This is a genomic window from Tsukamurella sp. 8F, assembly GCF_029167375.1.
In the GTDB taxonomy this organism is placed as follows: Bacteria; Actinomycetota; Actinomycetes; order Mycobacteriales; family Mycobacteriaceae; genus Tsukamurella.
The window spans coordinates 21,091-39,392 of the sequence record NZ_JARFTP010000018.1 but is presented as its reverse complement, the minus strand read 5'-3'; the positions used below and the strand labels follow the sequence as shown (position 1 = coordinate 39,392).

17 protein-coding genes are annotated in these 18,302 nt (G+C 70.9%); 9 read left to right on the top strand and 8 right to left on the bottom strand.

The features are described 5' to 3' along the window. Positions 1-32: 32 nt before the first annotated feature. Genes P0W64_RS14620 through P0W64_RS14600 form a run of 5 tightly spaced genes read right to left on the bottom strand, consistent with a single transcriptional unit; the run spans position 33 to position 4,998 of the window. A complete protein-coding gene (locus P0W64_RS14620) occupies positions 33-692 on the bottom strand; it encodes an ATP-binding cassette domain-containing protein (RefSeq protein ID WP_275480876.1) in 660 nt (219 codons plus the stop codon). Then, on the bottom strand, positions 689-1,531 hold the full coding sequence (locus tag P0W64_RS14615) for an ATP-binding cassette domain-containing protein (protein ID WP_275480875.1): 843 nt from the start codon (positions 1,529-1,531) through the stop codon (positions 689-691). The genes P0W64_RS14620 and P0W64_RS14615 overlap by 4 nt, the downstream gene beginning before the upstream one ends. Then, positions 1,528-2,412, bottom strand: a complete 885-nt coding sequence (locus tag P0W64_RS14610; protein ID WP_275480874.1) for an ABC transporter permease — start codon at positions 2,410-2,412, stop codon at positions 1,528-1,530. The genes P0W64_RS14615 and P0W64_RS14610 overlap by 4 nt, the downstream gene beginning before the upstream one ends. After that, a complete protein-coding gene (locus P0W64_RS14605; protein ID WP_275480873.1) occupies positions 2,405-3,430 on the bottom strand; it encodes an ABC transporter permease in 1,026 nt (341 codons plus the stop codon). The genes P0W64_RS14610 and P0W64_RS14605 overlap by 8 nt, the downstream gene beginning before the upstream one ends. Further along, a complete protein-coding gene (locus P0W64_RS14600) occupies positions 3,391-4,998 on the bottom strand; it encodes an ABC transporter substrate-binding protein (protein ID WP_275480872.1) in 1,608 nt (535 codons plus the stop codon). The genes P0W64_RS14605 and P0W64_RS14600 overlap by 40 nt, the downstream gene beginning before the upstream one ends. Positions 4,999-5,156: 158 nt before the next feature. Here P0W64_RS14600 and P0W64_RS14595 point away from each other — a divergent pair, with 158 nt between their 5' ends. The 6 genes from P0W64_RS14595 to P0W64_RS14570 all read left to right on the top strand — a co-directional run bounded on the left by P0W64_RS14595 (position 5,157) and on the right by P0W64_RS14570 (position 12,981). Further along, entirely contained in the window at positions 5,157-6,710 is a 1,554-nt protein-coding gene (locus P0W64_RS14595; protein WP_275480871.1) for an ABC transporter substrate-binding protein, read from the top strand. Further along, the gene (locus P0W64_RS14590; RefSeq protein WP_275480870.1) at positions 6,707-7,651 is read left to right on the top strand and encodes an ABC transporter permease; all 945 of its coding nucleotides are present in this window, start codon (positions 6,707-6,709) and stop codon (positions 7,649-7,651) included. The genes P0W64_RS14595 and P0W64_RS14590 overlap by 4 nt, the downstream gene beginning before the upstream one ends. After that, positions 7,648-9,858, top strand: coding sequence for an ATP-binding cassette domain-containing protein (locus tag P0W64_RS14585; RefSeq protein ID WP_275480869.1), 2,211 nt, complete (start codon positions 7,648-7,650; stop codon positions 9,856-9,858). Before P0W64_RS14590 ends, P0W64_RS14585 begins: the two co-directional genes overlap by 4 nt. A 146-nt stretch (positions 9,859-10,004) precedes the next feature. Continuing rightward, positions 10,005-10,304 carry a co-chaperone GroES gene (gene groES, locus P0W64_RS14580; protein WP_275480868.1) on the top strand — a complete coding sequence of 100 codons (300 nt, stop codon included), beginning with the start codon at positions 10,005-10,007 and terminating at the stop codon, positions 10,302-10,304. 107 nt (positions 10,305-10,411) lie between these two features. Further along, a complete protein-coding gene (gene groL, locus P0W64_RS14575) occupies positions 10,412-12,019 on the top strand; it encodes a chaperonin GroEL (RefSeq protein WP_275480867.1) in 1,608 nt (535 codons plus the stop codon). A 107-nt stretch (positions 12,020-12,126) separates the two neighbouring features. After that, entirely contained in the window at positions 12,127-12,981 is an 855-nt protein-coding gene (locus P0W64_RS14570; protein ID WP_275480866.1) for an LLM class flavin-dependent oxidoreductase, read from the top strand. A 20-nt stretch (positions 12,982-13,001) separates the two neighbouring features. On the opposite strand, the gene P0W64_RS14565 is transcribed toward P0W64_RS14570, so the two are convergent. Beyond that, complete coding sequence (locus P0W64_RS14565) at positions 13,002-14,375, bottom strand: MATE family efflux transporter (RefSeq protein WP_275480865.1); 1,374 nt, start codon at positions 14,373-14,375, stop codon at positions 13,002-13,004. Positions 14,376-14,421: 46 nt separating this feature from the next. After that, complete coding sequence (locus P0W64_RS14560) at positions 14,422-14,715, bottom strand: WhiB family transcriptional regulator (RefSeq protein WP_275480864.1); 294 nt, start codon at positions 14,713-14,715, stop codon at positions 14,422-14,424. 442 nt (positions 14,716-15,157) lie between these two features. Here P0W64_RS14560 and P0W64_RS14555 point away from each other — a divergent pair, with 442 nt between their 5' ends. The 3 genes from P0W64_RS14555 (at position 15,158) to P0W64_RS14545 (ending at position 17,792) form a co-directional block, all read left to right on the top strand. After that, positions 15,158-15,985 carry a hypothetical protein gene (locus tag P0W64_RS14555; RefSeq protein WP_275480863.1) on the top strand — a complete coding sequence of 276 codons (828 nt, stop codon included), beginning with the start codon at positions 15,158-15,160 and terminating at the stop codon, positions 15,983-15,985. Between the two features lie 81 nt (positions 15,986-16,066). Further along, positions 16,067-16,654: a sigma-70 family RNA polymerase sigma factor gene (locus tag P0W64_RS14550; RefSeq protein ID WP_275480862.1), complete on the top strand. Its 588-nt coding sequence runs from the start codon at positions 16,067-16,069 to the stop codon at positions 16,652-16,654. Beyond that, on the top strand, positions 16,629-17,792 hold the full coding sequence (locus P0W64_RS14545) for an anti-sigma-D factor RsdA (RefSeq protein WP_275480861.1): 1,164 nt from the start codon (positions 16,629-16,631) through the stop codon (positions 17,790-17,792). The genes P0W64_RS14550 and P0W64_RS14545 overlap by 26 nt, the downstream gene beginning before the upstream one ends. Positions 17,793-17,879: 87 nt before the next feature. Here the strand turns inward: P0W64_RS14545 and P0W64_RS14540 are convergent, their stop codons facing one another. Next, positions 17,880-18,272, bottom strand: coding sequence for a DUF5319 domain-containing protein (locus tag P0W64_RS14540; protein ID WP_275480860.1), 393 nt, complete (start codon positions 18,270-18,272; stop codon positions 17,880-17,882). Between the last annotated feature and the right edge of the window lie 30 nt (positions 18,273-18,302).

Sequence of the window (18,302 nt, the reverse complement as noted above, 5' to 3'; positions counted from 1 at the left end):
TATTGCAACAATATTCGTGATCGGCGATAGGTTTACGCGTACGTACGGTCGCGCTGCTGGTCAGACGACACGCTCCCATCGGAGATCCGGAGGATTCGGTCGCAGCACGCATCCGCGAGGGGCAGGTCGTGAGTGACGAAGAGCACGCCGACGCCCGTCCGCGCTACGTCACGGATCGCCCTGGCCACCGCTGCGGACGCGGCGGGGTCCAGCGCGGAGGTCGGCTCGTCGCAGAGCAGATATCTCGGCCTGCCGCCCAGCGCCCGTGCGAGCGCCGCGCGCTGGAGCTGCCCCTCCGAGACCTCGGGCGGCCGGCGGTCCAGCAGAGCCGCGGGCAGGCCGACGACACCGGACAGCTCCGCCGCGTCGAGCGAACCGCGCGCGCACACCTCGATGGAGCGCCGCAGCGTCAGGCGCGCGTCGCAGGAACGTCGTGGCGACTGGAACAGCACGGCGCGTGACCCGTCTCCGGGGGCGGCGGTCGCACCGTCGACCGTCACCGTCCCTGTCGTCGGCCGGGTGAGTCCGGCGAGCACCCGCAGCAGGGACGTCTTGCCTGCGCCGGACGGCCCCGTGAGCCCGACGATCTCGCCCGGCGCGACGTGGACGTCGATGTCGGAGACGACCGCAACGCCGCCCCGACGCAACGAGAGGTGCTGCCCCGCAAGGCCCTTGTCGAGGTCGGGATTCATACGATGGTGTCTCCGTAGCGGTAGTCGTCGGGGAGGTCGACGAGATCGGGTAGTGGGTGGGGAAGCGGCGTGAGCCCGTTCTCGGGCAGCGCCGCGAGCAGGTCACGGGTGTACTCGTGCCGAGGCCGGTCCAGCACGCGGCGTGCCGGACCGGATTCGACCACCCGCGACGCACACATGACCGATATGTCTGCGGTGTCACCGGTGATGCACGCCAGGTCGTGGGTCGCAGCAATGACGATGCGACCGGTACCGGCGAGGTCGCTCAGTAGCGAGACGACGGACGTCGACAGCTCCGGATCGAGCGCCGACGTCGGCTCGTCGGCGATGATCACCTGTGGGTCGCCGGCCAGGGCAGCCGCGATCGCCGCCCGCTGGGCCATGCCTCCGGAGAGCTCGTGCGGATACCGCCGGAGGGCGGAGCGATCGAGCTCGACGAGGTCGAGCAGCTCGGCCGGGGAGCGCTCACCGCGGGCGTACCTCGCCGTCTCGGCGAGCTGTGGACCGAGGCGGCGGACGGGGGTGAAGCAGGTCATGGCCGACTGCGGCACGACGCCGACGGTGCGCCCGCGCCGCTGCCAGAGCTCCGGGCCGGTGAGGACCGTCCCCGATTCGTCGGTCACCGATACGTTCCCGGACACGACGGCCGAGCGGGGGAGTAGCCCCGTTATGGTCGACATCAGCGTCGACTTCCCCGAGCCGGACCCGCCGACCAGGAAGTGGAGTCGGCCCGCCGAGGCGGTGAGATAGGCATCCGTGACGGCGTGGACCGTACCGCCGCGGCGCAGCGGGATCCGTACGGTGAGACCCGAGACATCGAGGGTCGTGGGCGTGGTCATGCGTGACTCCCAGCGGCTGCGCCACCACGGTCTCCTCGCGCGGTGCCGGAGGCGCCCGCACGGCCGAGCACCGCGAGCGCGAGCGTGGCCGCGATTATCGCCCCGGCCGGGAACAGCAGTCGCCACCACTGGCCGAGGAGCAGCGCCTCCTGGGCGTCCGAGAGCAGGGTGCCCAGGGAGGCGCGGTGTGCCGGTAGTCCCAGCCCGAGGAAGGAGAGCGTCGACTCGTGCCAGATCGCGTGGGCTACAAGGAATACCGCACCTACAGCGGCCTGTCCGGCGACCACCGGCAGGAGGTGGATCCGGGCGATACGGTGGCTGGGCACCCCTGCGAGCCGCGCCGCCTGCACGAACTCGGCGTCGCGCAGGGGCAGCACCTCGGTGCGGACCACGCGGGCGACGGCCGTCCAGTGGGTGAGCACCAGCGAGACGATGATCGCAGGCACCGATCCGGAGAACATCGCCACTATGAGGATGGACAGCAGCAGGCTCGGGAGTGCCGTGAAGGCGTCGGCGATGCGCATCACGATCCGGTCCCACCAGCCGCCGAGCAGCCCGGCGATCAGGCCCACGACGACGCCGACGACCGTCGATACGGCGGCCGTTACCAGGGCGATTCCCAGTGAGACCCGCATCGCGACGGCCACCATCGCCAACAGATCGCGGCCCGTGCCGTCGGTTCCGAACGGATGCGCGCCGCTGGGAGCCGTTCCCGCAGAGGCGAAGTCGACGAGTGATTCGTCGGCGGACGTGAGTGCGGGTCCGAGCGTCGCGAACAGCGCGAGGACGAACAGCACCAGCAGCGCCGCCGTGGGTGCAGGCCGCAAGCGCTGCACGACGACGGGCACGGAGAAGCGGCGTGGGGTGGAGAGCTCAGCCATCGTCCGCGATCCTCGGGTCGATGGCGACCGCCGCGGCGTCGGCGGCGAGATTGCCCATCAGCACGACCGCTGTCGATGACACGGCTATGACGGCGAGCATCGGGAAGTCCAGCGCGCGTGCCGATTCCACAGTAGCCTCGCCCAGGCCCGGCCAGGCGAAGACGGTCTCGACGACCGTGGCGCCGACCAGCAGCTCCGGCATCCGGCCGCCGGCCAGAGCCAGGAACGGGGCGATCGCCGCGGGTAGCACGTGGCCGAACTCGATCGCGCGCCGCGGCAGTCCGCGGGCGCGGGCGCCGGCCACCGCATCGGTGGACGCGGCGCGCACCATGGATTCCCGCAATCCCTGGATCAGCCACGGGGTCTGCGAGAGGCCGAGCGCCAGTGCGGGCACCACGAGGTGGCCCGCAGCGGACGCCACCGTTGGGTCCGCACCCGGTTCCGATACACCGGATACCGGAAGAGTCAGGCCCACAGTCGATATCAGCAGTATAGAGCCGAGAGGCAGGACGAACGGTGGCAGCGACTGCAGCAGCACGGCGACCGCACCGATAGCCCGATCGACGGGCCCGCCGCGATCGATACCCGCGGCGATGCCGAGGACGAGCGCGACGACGATCGCCACGCCACCGCCGGCGACGCCGAGCAGCATCGACCAGCCGAAGCGCTCCGAGAGGACCTGAGTCACGGGCTCGTGATATGCGCGGGAGAACCCGAGGTCGCCGTGCAGCAGCCCACCGAGCCAGTGCCACCAGGCGCTCGCCCAGCCCTCGTCGAGACCTAGTCGTGTGCGCAGCTCCTCGCGCTGGACGTCGGTATAGCCGTCGCCGCGATCACCGAGATAGCCGTCCACCGGGTCGAACGGGCTCGCCCATGCCAGCGCGAATGTCACGGCGGATATCGCGACCACGAGCGGCAGCGCGAAGGCCAGCCGGCGGCGGGTCAGTCGCGCGACACGGGCGACCGTGGGAGACAGGGTCACCGCGTCCACCGGCTGAGTGAGTACCACGGCCCCCATGCCACACCGTGCGTGTGCGGTTCGAGGGCGGTCGGCCCGACCTTCCATCCGCCGGGGCGCAGCACATAGGTGTGGTTCTCCGATACCAGGGCGAGCAGGCCGGGGTTTCTGCGGTAGGCGACCTGGACCTCGCGGTAGAGGGCGTTCCGCTCGGCCGGGTCCGTCTCGACACGGGCGGCGTCCAGCGCCCGGTCGACGTCGCGGTCGGTGTAGTCGGAGACGTTGTCCCACTTGGACCCCACGCCGGGTGCCGCGTACTTCGAGTGCAGCTTCGGATACAGCTGCGAGTCGAGCGTGTAGGGCTGGCCTCCTCCGCCGAGCAGGAACGACGTCTTGGTGAGGTATGACGCCGTCATCGTCGACTTCTCGACCGGCACGGGTTCGAGTTCGACGCCGACCCGTTGGGCGGCGGCGACGGTCGCCATCGTCAGGTCGCGGCGGACGACCTCGGTGGGGTAGTACGCAACAGGGAAGGCGGCTCGCACACCGTCTTTGGCGCGTATCCCGTCGGGGCCCTTCCGCCATCCGGCTGCTTCGAGAGTGCGCTCGGACTGCGCGGGGTCGAAGGGGAACTCGGACGCGCGGTCGTAGGCGGCGCCGTATCGCGATGTGACCAGCGTCGAGACGGGCGTGCCCCCGCCGTGCAGGATGTCGCGCACCATCGCTTGCCGGTCGACGGCGAGGTTCAGGGCGAGTCGCACGGCCGGGTCTCCGGCGACCCGGTTCCCGCTAGGCAGTGTGATCCCTAGCCAGTCACCGGATTTCGCGGTCACTGTGCGGTAGCCGTCCTTGGCGACGGCGCCTGCGAGCTCGGCTGGGAGACGGGTGCCGTCGGCGCTGGCGCGCAGTTGCGCGGCGCGGGCGCGGTCGTCGTCGGTGCGGCGCACCACGAACCGCTTCACGGCGGGCGTGCCGTCGCGGTGATCTGCACGTGCCCGAAGCACCAGTTGGTCGGGACGCAGCGATTCGAGCACGTAGGGGCCCGTGCCGATCGGGTGGTCTGCGAGCGGCGAGCGGTCCGCCGGCACCTTCTCGCGGAAGTAGCGCGCGGGCGCGATCGATAGGAAGAGACGGTGCGGCACATCGCCGTACGGCCCGGTGAGGTGGAAGTCGACCGTGTCGGGGCCGCTCTGCTGGACCGACTCGATGAAGTCGAACTGCGCGGCGATCGGCGATGCGAAGGCGGGGTCGACGACGGCGTTGTAGGTGGCCGCGACGTCCGCGGGTCCGAAGGGAGTCCCATCGGAGAAGGTGACGCCGGTGCGCGTGTGCACCCTCCAGTGGGCCAGGTCCCCGCCGACGGGTTCCGGCGCGTCGACCGCCAATACCGGGACGGCATCGGGGATCCGGTCGTCCTGCCCCTCCTGCACCCGGTACAGGCCCTCGTAGATCTTCGACTCACCGTTGTCGCCGTGGCCGAGCAACGGCGAAAGGCCGCCCAGTTCCTCGGTGTCGATCACCGTGAAGGTATCCGTGGGCCCGTGTGGGGAACGTGCTGTGTCGCAAGCCGACACCGCTAGAAGCGAGGCGAGCGCGATGGGGACGAGGAGGCGGAGTCGGTTCGGCACGCCAGAAAAACTATCGCAAACGATAATCATTAGCAATTTGACTGATATGTGGCCGCTCGCACAGTGAGGGCGCGTTCCGTCACTGATGGTGAGGCTAACCATGCTGCTACGGTGGCGCCGGGGCCGGAGCGGCCCACGAGCGGATCCGAGGATTAGCGATGAGTATCGAACTGACACGGCGTGGTGCACTGGGGGCGATGGCCTCCACGGCGGGACTGGTGGCGCTCGCCGCCTGCGGAGCCGGCGGCTCCGGCACGCCCTCGGGGTCGACCCAGGCCGGGCCGCCGCGCCGCGGAGGCACGCTACGTGTGGGCGCGGTCGGGACCGCGTCGAAGCAGCAGCGGGATCCACACATGTTGCTGCGCAACGACAGTGACAACCTCATCCATTCGCTGGTATTCGACCCCCTCACGGTTCCCGCGGAGAGCGAGCCTGTCGCGCCGCGCCTCGCGAAGTCCTGGGTGTCGGACCCGACTCAGCGGGAGTGGACCTTCACCATCGCCGATGGTGCCGTCTTCCACGACGGCAGCCCGGTGCGTCCCGAGGACGTCGTCTTCTCCCTGCGCCGCCTACACGGCAAGCCCGGCGGCGACTGGAAGGTTCCCGTCGAGCCCGACGACATCCAGGTGGCCGGGCCGCACGCGGTGAAGCTGGTCTCCAAGACACCGAACAGCCAGCTCCCACTGCTGCTGCGGTTCATGACGTTCGTGATGAAGGAGGGTTCGCCCGGCCTCATCACCGATTCGCCCGGTACCGGCCCCTTCGTCCTCGAGTCCTACACGGATGGCACCGCGCGGCTGCGGGCGAACGACCAATGGTACGGCGGGCGCCCTTACGTGGACGCGATCACCGTCACGCCGTTCGCCGACACCCAGGCTCTCGCCAACGCCGTCACCTCGGGTCAGATCGATCTCGCCAGCGCGGTGGGGCCGCTCGCCGGACGTGCGGTGGCAGGCCGCAAGGACCTGGCCGTCGTCCGGCGGCGGGACGACACCAATGTCATGCTCGCGATGCGTGCGTCCGACGGACCGTTCGCCGATCCGCGTGTCCGCCAGGCGGTCGCGAAAGGCATAGACCGCGATGCCATGGTCAAGCAGGTCTACTCGGGCTGGGGTGCCGCCGCGAACGACGTACTGGGCGTGCGTGATCCGAAGCTGGACCACTCGCTGGTGCGTCGACGCGATGTCGAGGACGCGAAGCGGCTGCTGGCCGAGGCGAAGTTCGACACTTCCAAGCGGTACACCCTGTACACCAAGGACGAGACGTTCGGCGAGGTGGCGTCCGCGCGGCTGGCGGCGACCCAGCTCCGCGACATCGGGCTGCAGATCGACGTCAGCGCGCAGGAGCCGTCCGTCTTCTACGACAAGTACTGGAAGACTCCGCAGGCGTCCCTCATGACCGTCAGCTGGGGGACGAACGACTCGATCGTGTTCTACGCGGGCAAGATCCTCGCATCCACATCGTCGGCGAACGAGACGAAGTTCAACGATCCCGAATACGACCGGACGTACGCGGACCTGCTCGCGCACGGCCACGGCCAGGAGCAGGACGCCGCGTTCGAGAAGCTGCAGCAGATCGAGTTCGAACGGGGCCCGTACGTGTCCTGGGGGCTAGCCGACGGAGTGGACGTCACCAAGGCGAACGTGCACGGCGTGCCCACCATCACCGGCTACGGCCGCGTGCAGCTCGAGAAGGTCTGGCTCTCGTCGTGAGCGGCGCCGCGGTCGCGATCGGGCGGTCGCTGGCGCTACGGATCGCGACGCTCCTGGTCGTCGTGGTGCTCACCTTCTGGCTGCTCAGCATGCTGCCCGGCGACGGTGTGGGGCAACTTGTCGGCCGGGACGTCTCGGCCTCGGACGCGGCGGCGACCGCGCACGCCCTGGGCGTCGACCGGGCGTGGCCGGTGCAGTGTGCCGTGTGGCTGGGCAGGGTCCTGCGGGGGGACTTCGGCGTCAGCCACCAAGGTGAGCCGATCGCCGACGTCGTCGGGCGCCGGGTCCCGGCGACGCTGCTGCTGGCCGTCGGCGCGATGGCGCTCGGCACCGTGCTCGCGCTTGCGGGCGGGCTGCTCGCCCACGCACGGCCCGGGGGTCCGGTCGCGCGCGGCGTCGACGTCCTCACCGGGCTCTTCCTCGCGATCCCCGAATTCGCCCTCGGTGTGGCCCTCACGCTCGTGTTCGGGGTCTGGCTCGCCTGGCTCCCGACGGTCACCGTGCCCGGCCCGGGCGGTGGGCCGGCGTCGGCATCGATGCTGGTGCTGCCGATGCTGGCGCTCGCTCTGCCGGTCGCGGCTCGCAACGTCGGCGTGGTCGCCGCGGCGCTGGCCGAGGCGGACGCCCTTCCGGGAGCGCGCGCCGCGCGCCTCGACGGGGCAACGCCGACGGAGATCCTCACGCGCCACCTCGCTCCCGCCGCCGCGCCCACCGTCGCCGCGGCCCTCGCAGTGTCGTTCAGCCCGCTGCTCGGCGGGACCGTCGTCGTCGAGACCCTCTTCAACTATCCCGGCCTCGGGTCGGTGCTGTCCGGCGCGATCAGCGACCGGGACGCGGCGCTCGCCGCCACCGTCGTCCTCCTCATGGCCGCCGTGATGACGCTCGCCTTGATCGGTGCCGATCTGCTGCGCGCGTGGGGCAATCGAGGGAGGCGCATATGAGGGACCGCCGGAGCTCACTGGCCCGGATCGTCGCCCGCGTCGTCTGCCTGACGCTCCTCGGGCTCGTTCTGGTGGCGCCGCTGCTCGCGCCCCACGACCCGTCGCTGCCCGTGACCGAGCCCTTCGGCCCACCCGGGCCGGGAGCGCCACTCGGCGGCGACGAGCTCGGGCGCGACGTGCTCTCCCGATTCCTGGTGGGCGGCGCCGGTATCACGGCCCTGTGCCTCGTGCTCGCCGTGGTCCTCACCGGTGTCTCGCTGCTGGTCGGCGTGGTCGCCGCGCTGCGTCCGCGCCTCGGCTCGGTCGTCTCGGCGGTCGCGACGGTGATCATCCTGTTGCCGCCCGTGCTCGGGATGCTGGTCCTGCTAGTGGCTTTCCCGGACCTGCATCTCATCGGTTTCGCACTGGTGGCGCTGTTGTTCGGCACGCCCTACTGCGTCGTCGTGTTCCATGCCGCCGCGGACGGCCTGGCCCACACCGGCTACGTCGAGGTGGCGGTGAACAACGGTGAGTCGATGTGGGGGCTCGCGTGGCGCGAGGTCGCACCCAACCTCCGTGACACCGCGCTCGAGCAGTTCGTGATCCGATTCGTCTCGTGCGTCTACATGGTCAGCACAGCGGTCTTCCTGGGGTTAACGGGCGCGCTCGGCGATGTGAACTGGGCATCGATGACGCGGTCGGCGGTCGGCGCGGGCCTGGGACTCAACCCGTGGGCCGCGGTGGCGCCGGTGGCCGGAATCGTCGGGATCACCGTGGCGGTGCGGCTCCTCGTCGTTCGCCGGGCGGCCCCGCGTCGCCGCACGTCCGCCCCGCTGCCGGCGTCGTCCGAGGCCGTGGACGCCGCCGAATCCGGCGTACACGTGGCGGACCTGTGTCTGCGTACGCCCGACGGCGTCGAGCGCCGATACGACCTCGACGCCGAGCCTGCCACCGTCACGCTGCTCACCGGGCCTTCGGGCTCGGGCAAGACGCTGCTGCTCTCGGCGCTCGTCGGCGAGGTCGCGCCGCAGGTGGACTGCCTGCGCGGAGAGGTGGCCGTCGGGGGCGGTGCGCCGCTGGCGCTGGCGGGGACCGAACTCCGCCGGCTGCGCCGCACGCGCGTGACGCTGGTCGGCCAGGACGCCGGGCTCGCGCTGCCCGTCGCGACGCGGGTTCGGAGTCTGCTCGCCGCGCCGCTCGCGGCCGAGGCGGCCGCGACGCTCGGCGTGCCCGAGGCCGCGTTCGAGCGCCGCGCAGGCGAGTTGTCGGGCGGCGAACGGCGGCGCGTCGCCGTCGCCCGGGCGGTCGGCCGCGACACCCCGGTGCTGCTCCTCGACGAGCCCTTCGCGGGGCTCGACCGCGCCCGCGCCGACGCGCTGGTCGCGCTCTTGCGCTCCCGCGCGGATGCGGGCCGAACCGTGGTCGTGTCCGGCCACGACGTCGACTATCTCGCGCTGCATGCGGACGGCGTCGTCGACGTGACCGGGGCGTCCCGCTCGGGGCGGGCCGACTACGCACCCGCGCGTGACGCGGCGCCCGGGGACGCGGTGCTGACCGCGCGGGGGCTGACGGTCCGGCGCCGGCGCGCGGCCGTGGTGGCCGACGCCGATCTCGATGTTCCGGCGGGGGTGCTCACGGCGTTGGTGGGCGAGTCGGGCGCCGGCAAGACGACGCTCGCGCGCGCCCTCGCGGGCTTCGCCGACGGGACCACGGTCGCCGGGCGCATCGAGCTCGACGGCAAGGTGCTGTCCGCCCGGCGGCCGGCCGCGGTCCGGCGGCTGATCCAGGTGATCCCGCAGGATCCGCTCGCGAGCCTGCAGCCCCGGCGCACCGTCGGCGCGTCGATCGCGCGGGTCGCGATGCTGGCCGGTGCGCCCTCAGGCGACGATGCCGTGACCGCCCTGCTCGCCCGCGTCGGCCTCGAACCGGACCTCGCCGCGCGGTCACCGAACGAGCTGTCCGGCGGGCAGCGGCAGCGTGCGTCCGTCGCCCGGGCACTCGCGGCGCGCCCGCGCGTATTGCTGTGCGACGAGGTGACCTCGGCGCTCGACTATGCGGCGGCTGAGCAGGTGATGACGTGTCTCACCGAGCTGGCCCGCGCCGACGGCATCGGCATCGTCGTGATCAGCCACGATGCGGACCTGGTGGACCGGTATTGCGCGCTCGGCTACCGGGTCTCGGACGGTGCCGTGGTCTCGCTCGGAGATTCTGCTCCGGCCCTCCCTTGAGTGCTAGCACTCACGTGGGTAGAGTGCTAGATGGTTCGTGCAGGGGGTCACACGCCTGCTGCACACGGTGACGCCGGCACCCGCGACGACGGCCGTGACCGAGGGCCGACCGAGAAGAACTACAGCTACCCACATGGAGGCGCAACGTGGCAAGCGTGAACATCAAGCCGCTTGACGACAAGATCCTGGTTCAGGCCACCGAGGCCGAGACCACCACGGCATCCGGCCTGGTCATTCCGGACACGGCCAAGGAGAAGCCGCAGACGGGCACCGTCGTCGCCGTCGGCGAGGGCCGCATCACGGAGCAGGGCACCCGCATCCCCACCGGGATCAACGAGGGTGACACCGTCCTGTACAGCAAGTACGGCGGTACCGAGTTCAAGTACGGCGGCGAGGAGTACCTGGTGCTCTCGTCGCGCGACGTGCTCGCCGTCATCGGCAAGTAAGCGCCCGAACAAGGCACTGCCGATACCTCGCAGAACGCCCCGCGCCCGCGCACCGGTCCTTCGGCCGCGGCGCACGGCCCGGGGCGTTCTGTACATGAAGGAGCAATATGGCTAAGCAGATCGCATTCGATGAGGACGCGCGGCGCGCCCTCGAAAGCGGCGTCGACCAGCTCGCCGACGCCGTCAAGGTCACTCTGGGCCCGCGTGGCCGGCACGTCGTGCTGGCCAAAGCCTTCGGCGGTCCGACCGTCACCAACGACGGCGTGACCATCGCCAAGGAGATCGAACTCGAGGATCCCTTCGAGAACCTCGGCGCCCAGCTGGTGAAGTCCGTCGCGACCAAGACCAACGATGTGGCGGGCGACGGCACCACGACCGCCACCGTTCTCGCGCAGGCACTGGTCAAGGAGGGTCTCCGCAACGTGGCCGCGGGCGCCAGCCCCATCGCGTTCGGGCGGGGCATCGGCGCGGCAGCCGACAAGGCGTCGGAGATCCTGCTCGCGCAGGCGACTCCGGTCGACGGTGAGCGCGCCATCGCACAGGTCGCGACGGTCTCTTCGCGTGACGCGGAGATCGGCGACATGGTGGCGTCCGCGATGAACAAGGTCGGCGCCGACGGCGTCGTCACGGTCGAGGAGAGCTCCGGCGTCGAGACCGATGTCGAGGTCACCGAGGGCGTGCAGTTCGACAAGGGCTACATCTCGCCGAACTTCGTCACCGACCTCGAGACCCAGCGGGTCGTCTTCGACGATCCCCTGATCCTGTTGTACCGGGACAAGATCTCCTCGCTGCCGGACTTCCTGCCCCTGCTGGAGAAGGTCGTGGAGACCGGCAAGCCGCTGGTGATCATCGCGGAGGATGTCGAGGGCGAGCCCCTGTCCACCCTGGTCGTGAACACCCTGCGGAAGACGATCAAGGCCGTGGCCGTCAAGGCCCCGTTCTTCGGTGACCGCCGCAAGGCGTTCCTCGAGGACCTCGCGATCGTCACCAAGGCGACCGTGATCAACGCGGATCTCGGGCTGACGCTGCAGACCGCGGGCCTGGACCTGCTGGGCACCGCCCGGCGTGTCGAGGTCACCAAGGACTCGACGACCATCGTCGACGGTGCGGGTTCCTCGGCGGACATCGCGCAGCGCGTCAAGCAGCTCAAGGCCGAGATCGAGGCCAGCGACTCCGACTGGGACCGGGAGAAGCTCTCCGAGCGGCTCGCGAAGCTGGCCGGTGGCGTCGCGGTGGTCCGCGTCGGCGCCCACACCGAGACCGCGCTCAAGGAGCGCAAGCACCGCGTCGAGGACGCGGTGTCGGCGGCCCGCGCCGCGGTCGAGGAGGGCATCGTCTCCGGCGGTGGCACCGCGCTGGTCAAGGTGTCCGAGCAGCTCGCCGAGCTGGAGGACGCCACGTCCGGCGACGACCAGTTGGGCGTCCGGGCGTTCCGCAAGGCCCTGCGCGCGCCGCTGTTCTGGATCGCCACCAACGCCGGCGAGGACGGCTCCGTAGTGGTGAACACCGTGGCGGACAGCGGCAAGGGCTTCAACGCCGCAACGCTGCAGTACGGCGATCTCGTGGCCGACGGAGTCATCGACCCGGTCAAGGTGACCCGCTCCGCAGTGGTCAATGCCGCGTCGGTCGCGCGGATGATCCTCACCACCGAGTCGGCCGTCGTCGACAAGCCGGAGGAGGAGGCCGCGGACCCGCATGCCGGGCACGCGCACTGATAGGCGCCCCCTTCGCGAAACCCCCGCTCACCTCGTGTGAGCGGGGGTTTCGTCGTCTCGGGTGCTCGGGCCGGAAACATGTCGGTGGTCGGGTCTACCGTTCGGGCATGAAGTACGGGATCGTCGTCACGGACAAGGACCCACGCCGTTTCGCTGCGGCCGCCCGCGAGGCCGAGGAGGCGGGGTGGGACGCCGTCTTCTCATGGGAGTCGGTGTCGGGACTCGACGCATGGGTGGCGCTGAGCGCCGCAGCGGTCGCGACAGAGCGGATCCGGCTGGGCACCATGCTCACGCCACTCTCGCGGTGGCGACCCTGGGATCTCGCGCGGGTCACCACGTCGCTGGACCTGTTGTCCGGCGGACGAGTGATCCTCCCGGTGGGATTGGGTGCCGTAATGCCCGCATGGACCGCGTTCGAGCCAGACGAGGGCCGGCGCACCCGCGCCGAGCTGGTCGATGAGAACATCGACATCCTGCGCGGGCTGTGGTCCGGTGAGCCCTTCACCTACGAGGGACGGCATCATCACGTGCGGCCGCCGGATCCCGCTGCGTTCGCGCCGCCGCCCACGGTGCAGCGCCCCGGCATCCCCATCTGGTGCGTCGGGTTGGCAGGGGCCCGCCGGTCGATGGCGCGGGCTGCGCGGTGCGACGGGCTACTGCCGAACATCGCGCCGCCGGGAGCGGGCGCGGTTGCGGCGGAGTACGAGCCGACGGTCGCCGAGCTCGCGGGTGCGGCACGCGAGGTGCTCGACCTGCGCGCGGAGGCGGGCCTTCACGGACCGTACGACATCGTTGCCGAGACCGGGCATCCGCTTCGGGAGCGGGCGCGGGCAGTCGAGCGGGGCGCTGAGCTGGCTGAGGCCGGCTACACGTGGTTCGTCGACTCGTACTGGGACGCGATGGGTACCGACGAGGCGGCGGCCGTCACCGCTGCGCGGATCGCCGCGGGACCGCTCGTGTGAGTATCCCGGGCCGAGCGGGATCATCCAGGCGCGAGGCGCGCTAGGGTGCGGGCGAATCTGCGGTGCAGGAGGACGGCGGTGGTCGCGAGGCCGGCGGTGAGGCCGAGCCAGATGCCGGGACCGTCGAGCCCGGCGCCGAACGCGAGTAGTACTGCAAGCGGCAGCCCGACGAGCCAGTAGCCGACCACCGAGATGCGGAACGCGGCCGCCGTGTCCGCCAGCCCGCGGAGCATGCCGACGCCGATGTTCTGCGCGGCGTCGGCGAACTGCATGACCACTCCGACGAGCAGCAGCGACGCCGCGACGTCCCGCGTCGCCGTGTCCGCGCCGCCTGTGAACGCGGCGATGACCGGCCCCGGGACCATCAGGTAGACGGCACCGACCACGGCGACCACTGCCGTCACTGTGGTCAGCGCGGCTCGCGCCACGTCGCGGGCCGTGGCCGGATCACGCTGCGCGACGGCCCGCGACACCAGGATCGAACCGCCCTGGCTGAGGCCGATAGCCACCTGGAACACCAGGAAGATGATCTGATACGCGGCCGTATGCGCGGCGAGGGCTTCGGGCCCGATGACCCCCATCAACAGGGCGAGCACCGAGAACAAACCGGCCTCGCTGCCGTACGTCGCGGCTGTAGGGACCCCCAGCCGCAGCAGGCGGATCGTTGCCGCGCGGTCGGCGTGCCATACGTCGACGGCGAGCAGCGGCGCGAGCTCGGCGTCGCGGCGGACCGCCGCCCCGAACCAGGCCAGCGTCGCCACCTGTACGACCGTCGTGCCGAGCGCGATGCCGACGACGCCCATTCCCAGCCCGTACGCCAGCCCCGCGCTCACCGCGGCGTTGAGAGCGATCGATGCGACGGTGATGAGTAGCAGGGCGCGCGGGCGGCGCATACCCACGGTGTATTGCCGCAGGCACTGGAACCAGAAGTAGGGGAGCAGGCCGGGGGCGAACGCGAGCAGCGCCGGCCACGCGCCGGAGGCCACCTGAGCGTCCTGGCCGAGGAGTGGCAGCAGCAGGCCCACGCCGACGATGACCGCGATGCCGAGGAGGGCGGCGACGGTGGAGACCAGGAACCCGGCGCGGACAGCGCCGCGGACCGCGGCGTCACGCGCGTGGAAATCGGCGGGGCGATCTTCGGTGCGACCGGCATCGGGAAGCGTATGGGCGACCGCCACCTCGTTTCCGACCGGCGTCAGAAGTCCCACACCCATCGTTCTGACCTGGTTGAACACAGTGACGGCGAGACCGCCGGCGGCAAGCGCGGTGACCCCGAGGCCGCCCATCAGAGCCACGTCCGTGGACGAGATCACCACGGTCGCGAGCTGCGTCCCCGCGATCGGGGCGGACAGGGCGATCAGGTCGCGGTGCGCGGCCCGACGGTCGAGGGACATGAGGCCATGTAACTACAACCCGTCGCAGATCACCCGGGGCGGTGGGTCAGCCGGCTACGCGGCGGCGCGGGCGCTTCATCAGGATCGCGCGCTCGGTCTCGGACAACCCGCCCCAGATCCCGTAGGGCTCGGCGACGGCGAGGGCGTGCTCACGGCACTGCAGCAACACGGGACACTCTCGGCACAGCTCCTTGGCCCGGCGCTCGCGCTGAGCACGGGCGCGACCGCGTTCGCCGTCCGGGTGGAAGAAGACCGAGCTGTCGATCCCGCGGCAGCGGCCGTGCATCTGCCAGTCCCAGAGATCCGCATTCGGTCCAGGCAGGTGATTCGGCGCAGGCATGATCACTCCTATAACACTCATTCGGCGTGAGCCGTGGGGGCGCCGGCGTTGATACAGACCGCCGGGCGGTGAATGGTGCTGAGGAAACTCCGTTGTTCCGGTCGCTCGATCACCGTATGCAAACGATGTTGACGCGGTCAACCTCCCCCAACCGATGGGATGAATAGCCGATAGGCGCGAGAATTAACGTTGATTTCACACAACCGATGAGGTAGTGGCGGGGGCCGGGACCAGCATGTTCGGTGGCGGCACGTGACCTGTCTCACGAAAGGGAAAGCGCAGGTGAAAGCCCATTCTCGGGCGATTCTCAGAGGCTCGCGGCGCGCGGTGTGCGGCGGGCGGCACTCGCCGGGCGGGTATCGTCGAAGCCTGAAATCCGTCGGCTCAGGACGTTCCGATCGGCGGCGGACCGGAGGTTAATTCTTTGCAAACTGCCGCGTGGATGTCCGATTCCGCCAGCCCCGGCGATATCGCCGCGGCCTTCGGGGCAGCCGTGGGCGATGCCGGCGAGTGGGTGCCGGCACACGGCGCGTGGGCGAAGGGCGTGGCGTCTGCCGGCGAGGGCGCGTTCGCCGCTGCGCGGACGGCCGTCGGACAGTTGCGGGGACCGGGGGTATGGAGCTCGGCGGCGCGGTGCCTCGAGGCGTCGATGCTCCGCCAGACCGGCCGCCACCGTCTCGCGTCGGCCGTCGACGGTGCCGCCGTCGCCGCGCTCGCCGGGATGGCCGACGATGCCGATCCGGTGGCGCGGGCCTTCGCGGTGGACGGGCTCGTCGGCCTCGCGGCCGATGCCCTCGGCACGGGGCGGTACGCGCTCGCACACACTCTCATCGCGCGCGCCCGCGCGCGTATCGCGGCGTATCGCGGGCCGCAGGGCCCGTGGTGGACGCTCGATCGTGCGGCCCTGCGATGCACTTGGGTCGCGGCCGAGACCGCCGTCTACTCCGGCGACGGGCCCGGTGCGAGGGCGGCGGCGAAGGCGCTTGCGGATGCCGATCCGGGCGTTGCCAGGCCACGGCATCACGCCAAGACCCTGCTGGTCAGAGCAGCTGCGGTCGCTGGGGGAGGCGATAGTGCCACTGCCCTGGAGCTCGCCCTACGGGGGCATGAAGTGTCCGTCGCTCACGACTTGCGTCCTCTACAGTGGGCCGGTGCGCGTCTCGCGGCCGCTCTGACCGACGGTGAGTCGCGCAACCGTTTCGACTGGGAAGCGGATAGCGTCGTTGCGGTGCTCACGGCACGCGGAGCGGATTTCTCGCGATACGCGTGATACGCACGTGCGGGATGTGACGATTGGGTGGGCTCGGTCACGAGCGACGACGAGGATGTAACGGCGGGGTAGACACAGGCGATGAATCTGGCAGGTGAGGAGCTGGACCGGGCGGTCCTCGCGGCGACGCGTGGCGACCGTAAGGCGCTCGCCGACGTACTCGAGAGCATCCGTCCCCCGGTCGTGCGTTACTGCCGGGCCCGGGTCGGGGCCTTCGACCGCCATTCGATGTCCGCGGACGATATCGCGCAGGAGGTGTGCATGGCCGTCATGACCGCACTACCTCGCTACGAGGACCAGGGACGCCCGTTCATGGCCTTCGTCTACGGCATCGCGGCGCACAAGGTGGCGGACGGATTCCGGAGTGCAGGTCGTAACAAAGCGGATCCGGTGGACGACATACCGGAGACGGTGTCGACTGAGGGCGGGCCGGAAGCGCTCGCCCTCGACTCGGACGCCGGCCGGCGGATGCAGCTGCTGCTGCAGATCCTGCCGGAGAAACAGCGCGAGATCGTCATCCTCAGGGTGGTGGTCGGGTTGTCGGCCGAGGAGACTGCCGACGTCGTGGGCGGCACCGCTGGTGCCGTCCGAGTCGCGCAGCACAGAGCATTGAGCAGATTGAAGAACGAGCTGATGAGAGAAGGTGAGAGCAGTGGGCGAGGGGCGTGACGATCCGCGTCGGCGGGGCCAGCGGCCCGACCGTCCGGGTCCCGGCGGTCAGTACCCGTCCGGGCAGGGTCCGGACGGCGTAGGCCCGAACGGGCCCGAGCGCACCGCTGCACACCGTCAGGGTCCGCCGATCCGTCCGATGCACCCGGACGGCCGGACCGGCCGGTTCGCGGCGGAGGACACCGGCTTCGTCGACCGCATCCGCGAGGATGAACCCGTCGATATGACGGCGGTGCGTCGAGACGATGCGCTGCTCGACGCCATCGCCGGCGGCGGCACCGTCTCCACCGACACTCCCGCCGAGTATGCGCTCGCATCGCTGCTTGCCGACTGGCGTGACGAGATCGTCACCAGCCCCGTCCCGCAGAAGCCCACCGTCGACGAGGTGCTCGCCGCGCCGGTGCAGACGTCCAGGCGACGGTCTGCTCGCAGATTCCAGATCATCGCGGGCGCCGCAGCCGCGTTCGTCGCGGTCGCGGTCACCGGAGGCGTGTTCGTACACAAGGCGCAGCCCGGCGACTCCCTGTGGGATGCCAAGCAGGCCATGTTCGCGCAGCAGGCGAGCGAGACCCTCGCGACGTCGGCGGCCAAGGCTCAGCTCGGACAGGCGTCGGCAGCGCTCGACTCCGGCGACACGGCGGCCGTGCGTACCGCGCTGGCGCAGGCCAAGGCGAAGAGCAGGACCGTCCGCGACGCGGGTGTACGGGCGCAGCTCGAGCAGCAGGTCCGCGACCTCGAGGCGGCCGTCGGCACTCCCGGGGGCACGGCACCGTCGTCGGCGGCCTCGCGGCCGGACAACCCCACCCGCGAGCCGGGGCCGGAGTCGCGTCCGCAGTTGCCGGGCACCGAGGGCGGCGGCCCCACCGCCGCCGGCGTGCCGAATCCGGGCCGGGACCCGTCGGACCGTCTGCCCTCGACCGCCGGTCCGACGGCGCCGGTGGAGACCAGCACGGTCGATCCCCGGGTGCTGCGCGCGCCGACCTCGAAGCACCCGACCTCGCCGCGGCAGACACCGTCCCGGACCGATGCTCCGACGACCACGACGGAGCCGACCGTCACGAGTGGTCCCAGCGCGGATGCGCAGACCACCGGGCCGATCACGACGACCGTGCCGAAGCGGACCACCGCGCCGCGTTGAGCTCACATACGACGGGACCCCGGCACCATTGGTCGGTGCCGGGGTCCCGTCGTATGCCGTGCTGTGGAGTATGTCGCGCTGTGGAGGTCAGTCCTCCTCGTCCGCGATGTTCATCGAGGCGTCTGCATAGCCGCGGCAGTAGTCCCACGTGACATAGGAGTCGGGACTCGGATCGAACGCGGGCTCATGCGGTCGGACCGTGCCGTCGACGAGCAGCTGGAGCAGGTTCGCGCGCAGCATGTCCCAGTCGTGGTAGTGATCCTCCTGGCAGTCGTCGCAACAGATCACCAGCCCGCGGATGCCGCGGTGGGCCAGCAGTGCCTCGTATACGGACAGGTCTGCCAGGTCCTCCTCGACGGCGGCACGCTCCGCGGGATCGAGCGGTTGGCCGGGGTCCATCGAGTCGAGTGCCGCGGTCGGATCGCTCGGGTCGTCCGCGAACGGATCCGGCGGCAGCCCGGGAGGCAGGTTGTTACGCACACCCTTACGGTACGCAGGAGCCGGGCTTTC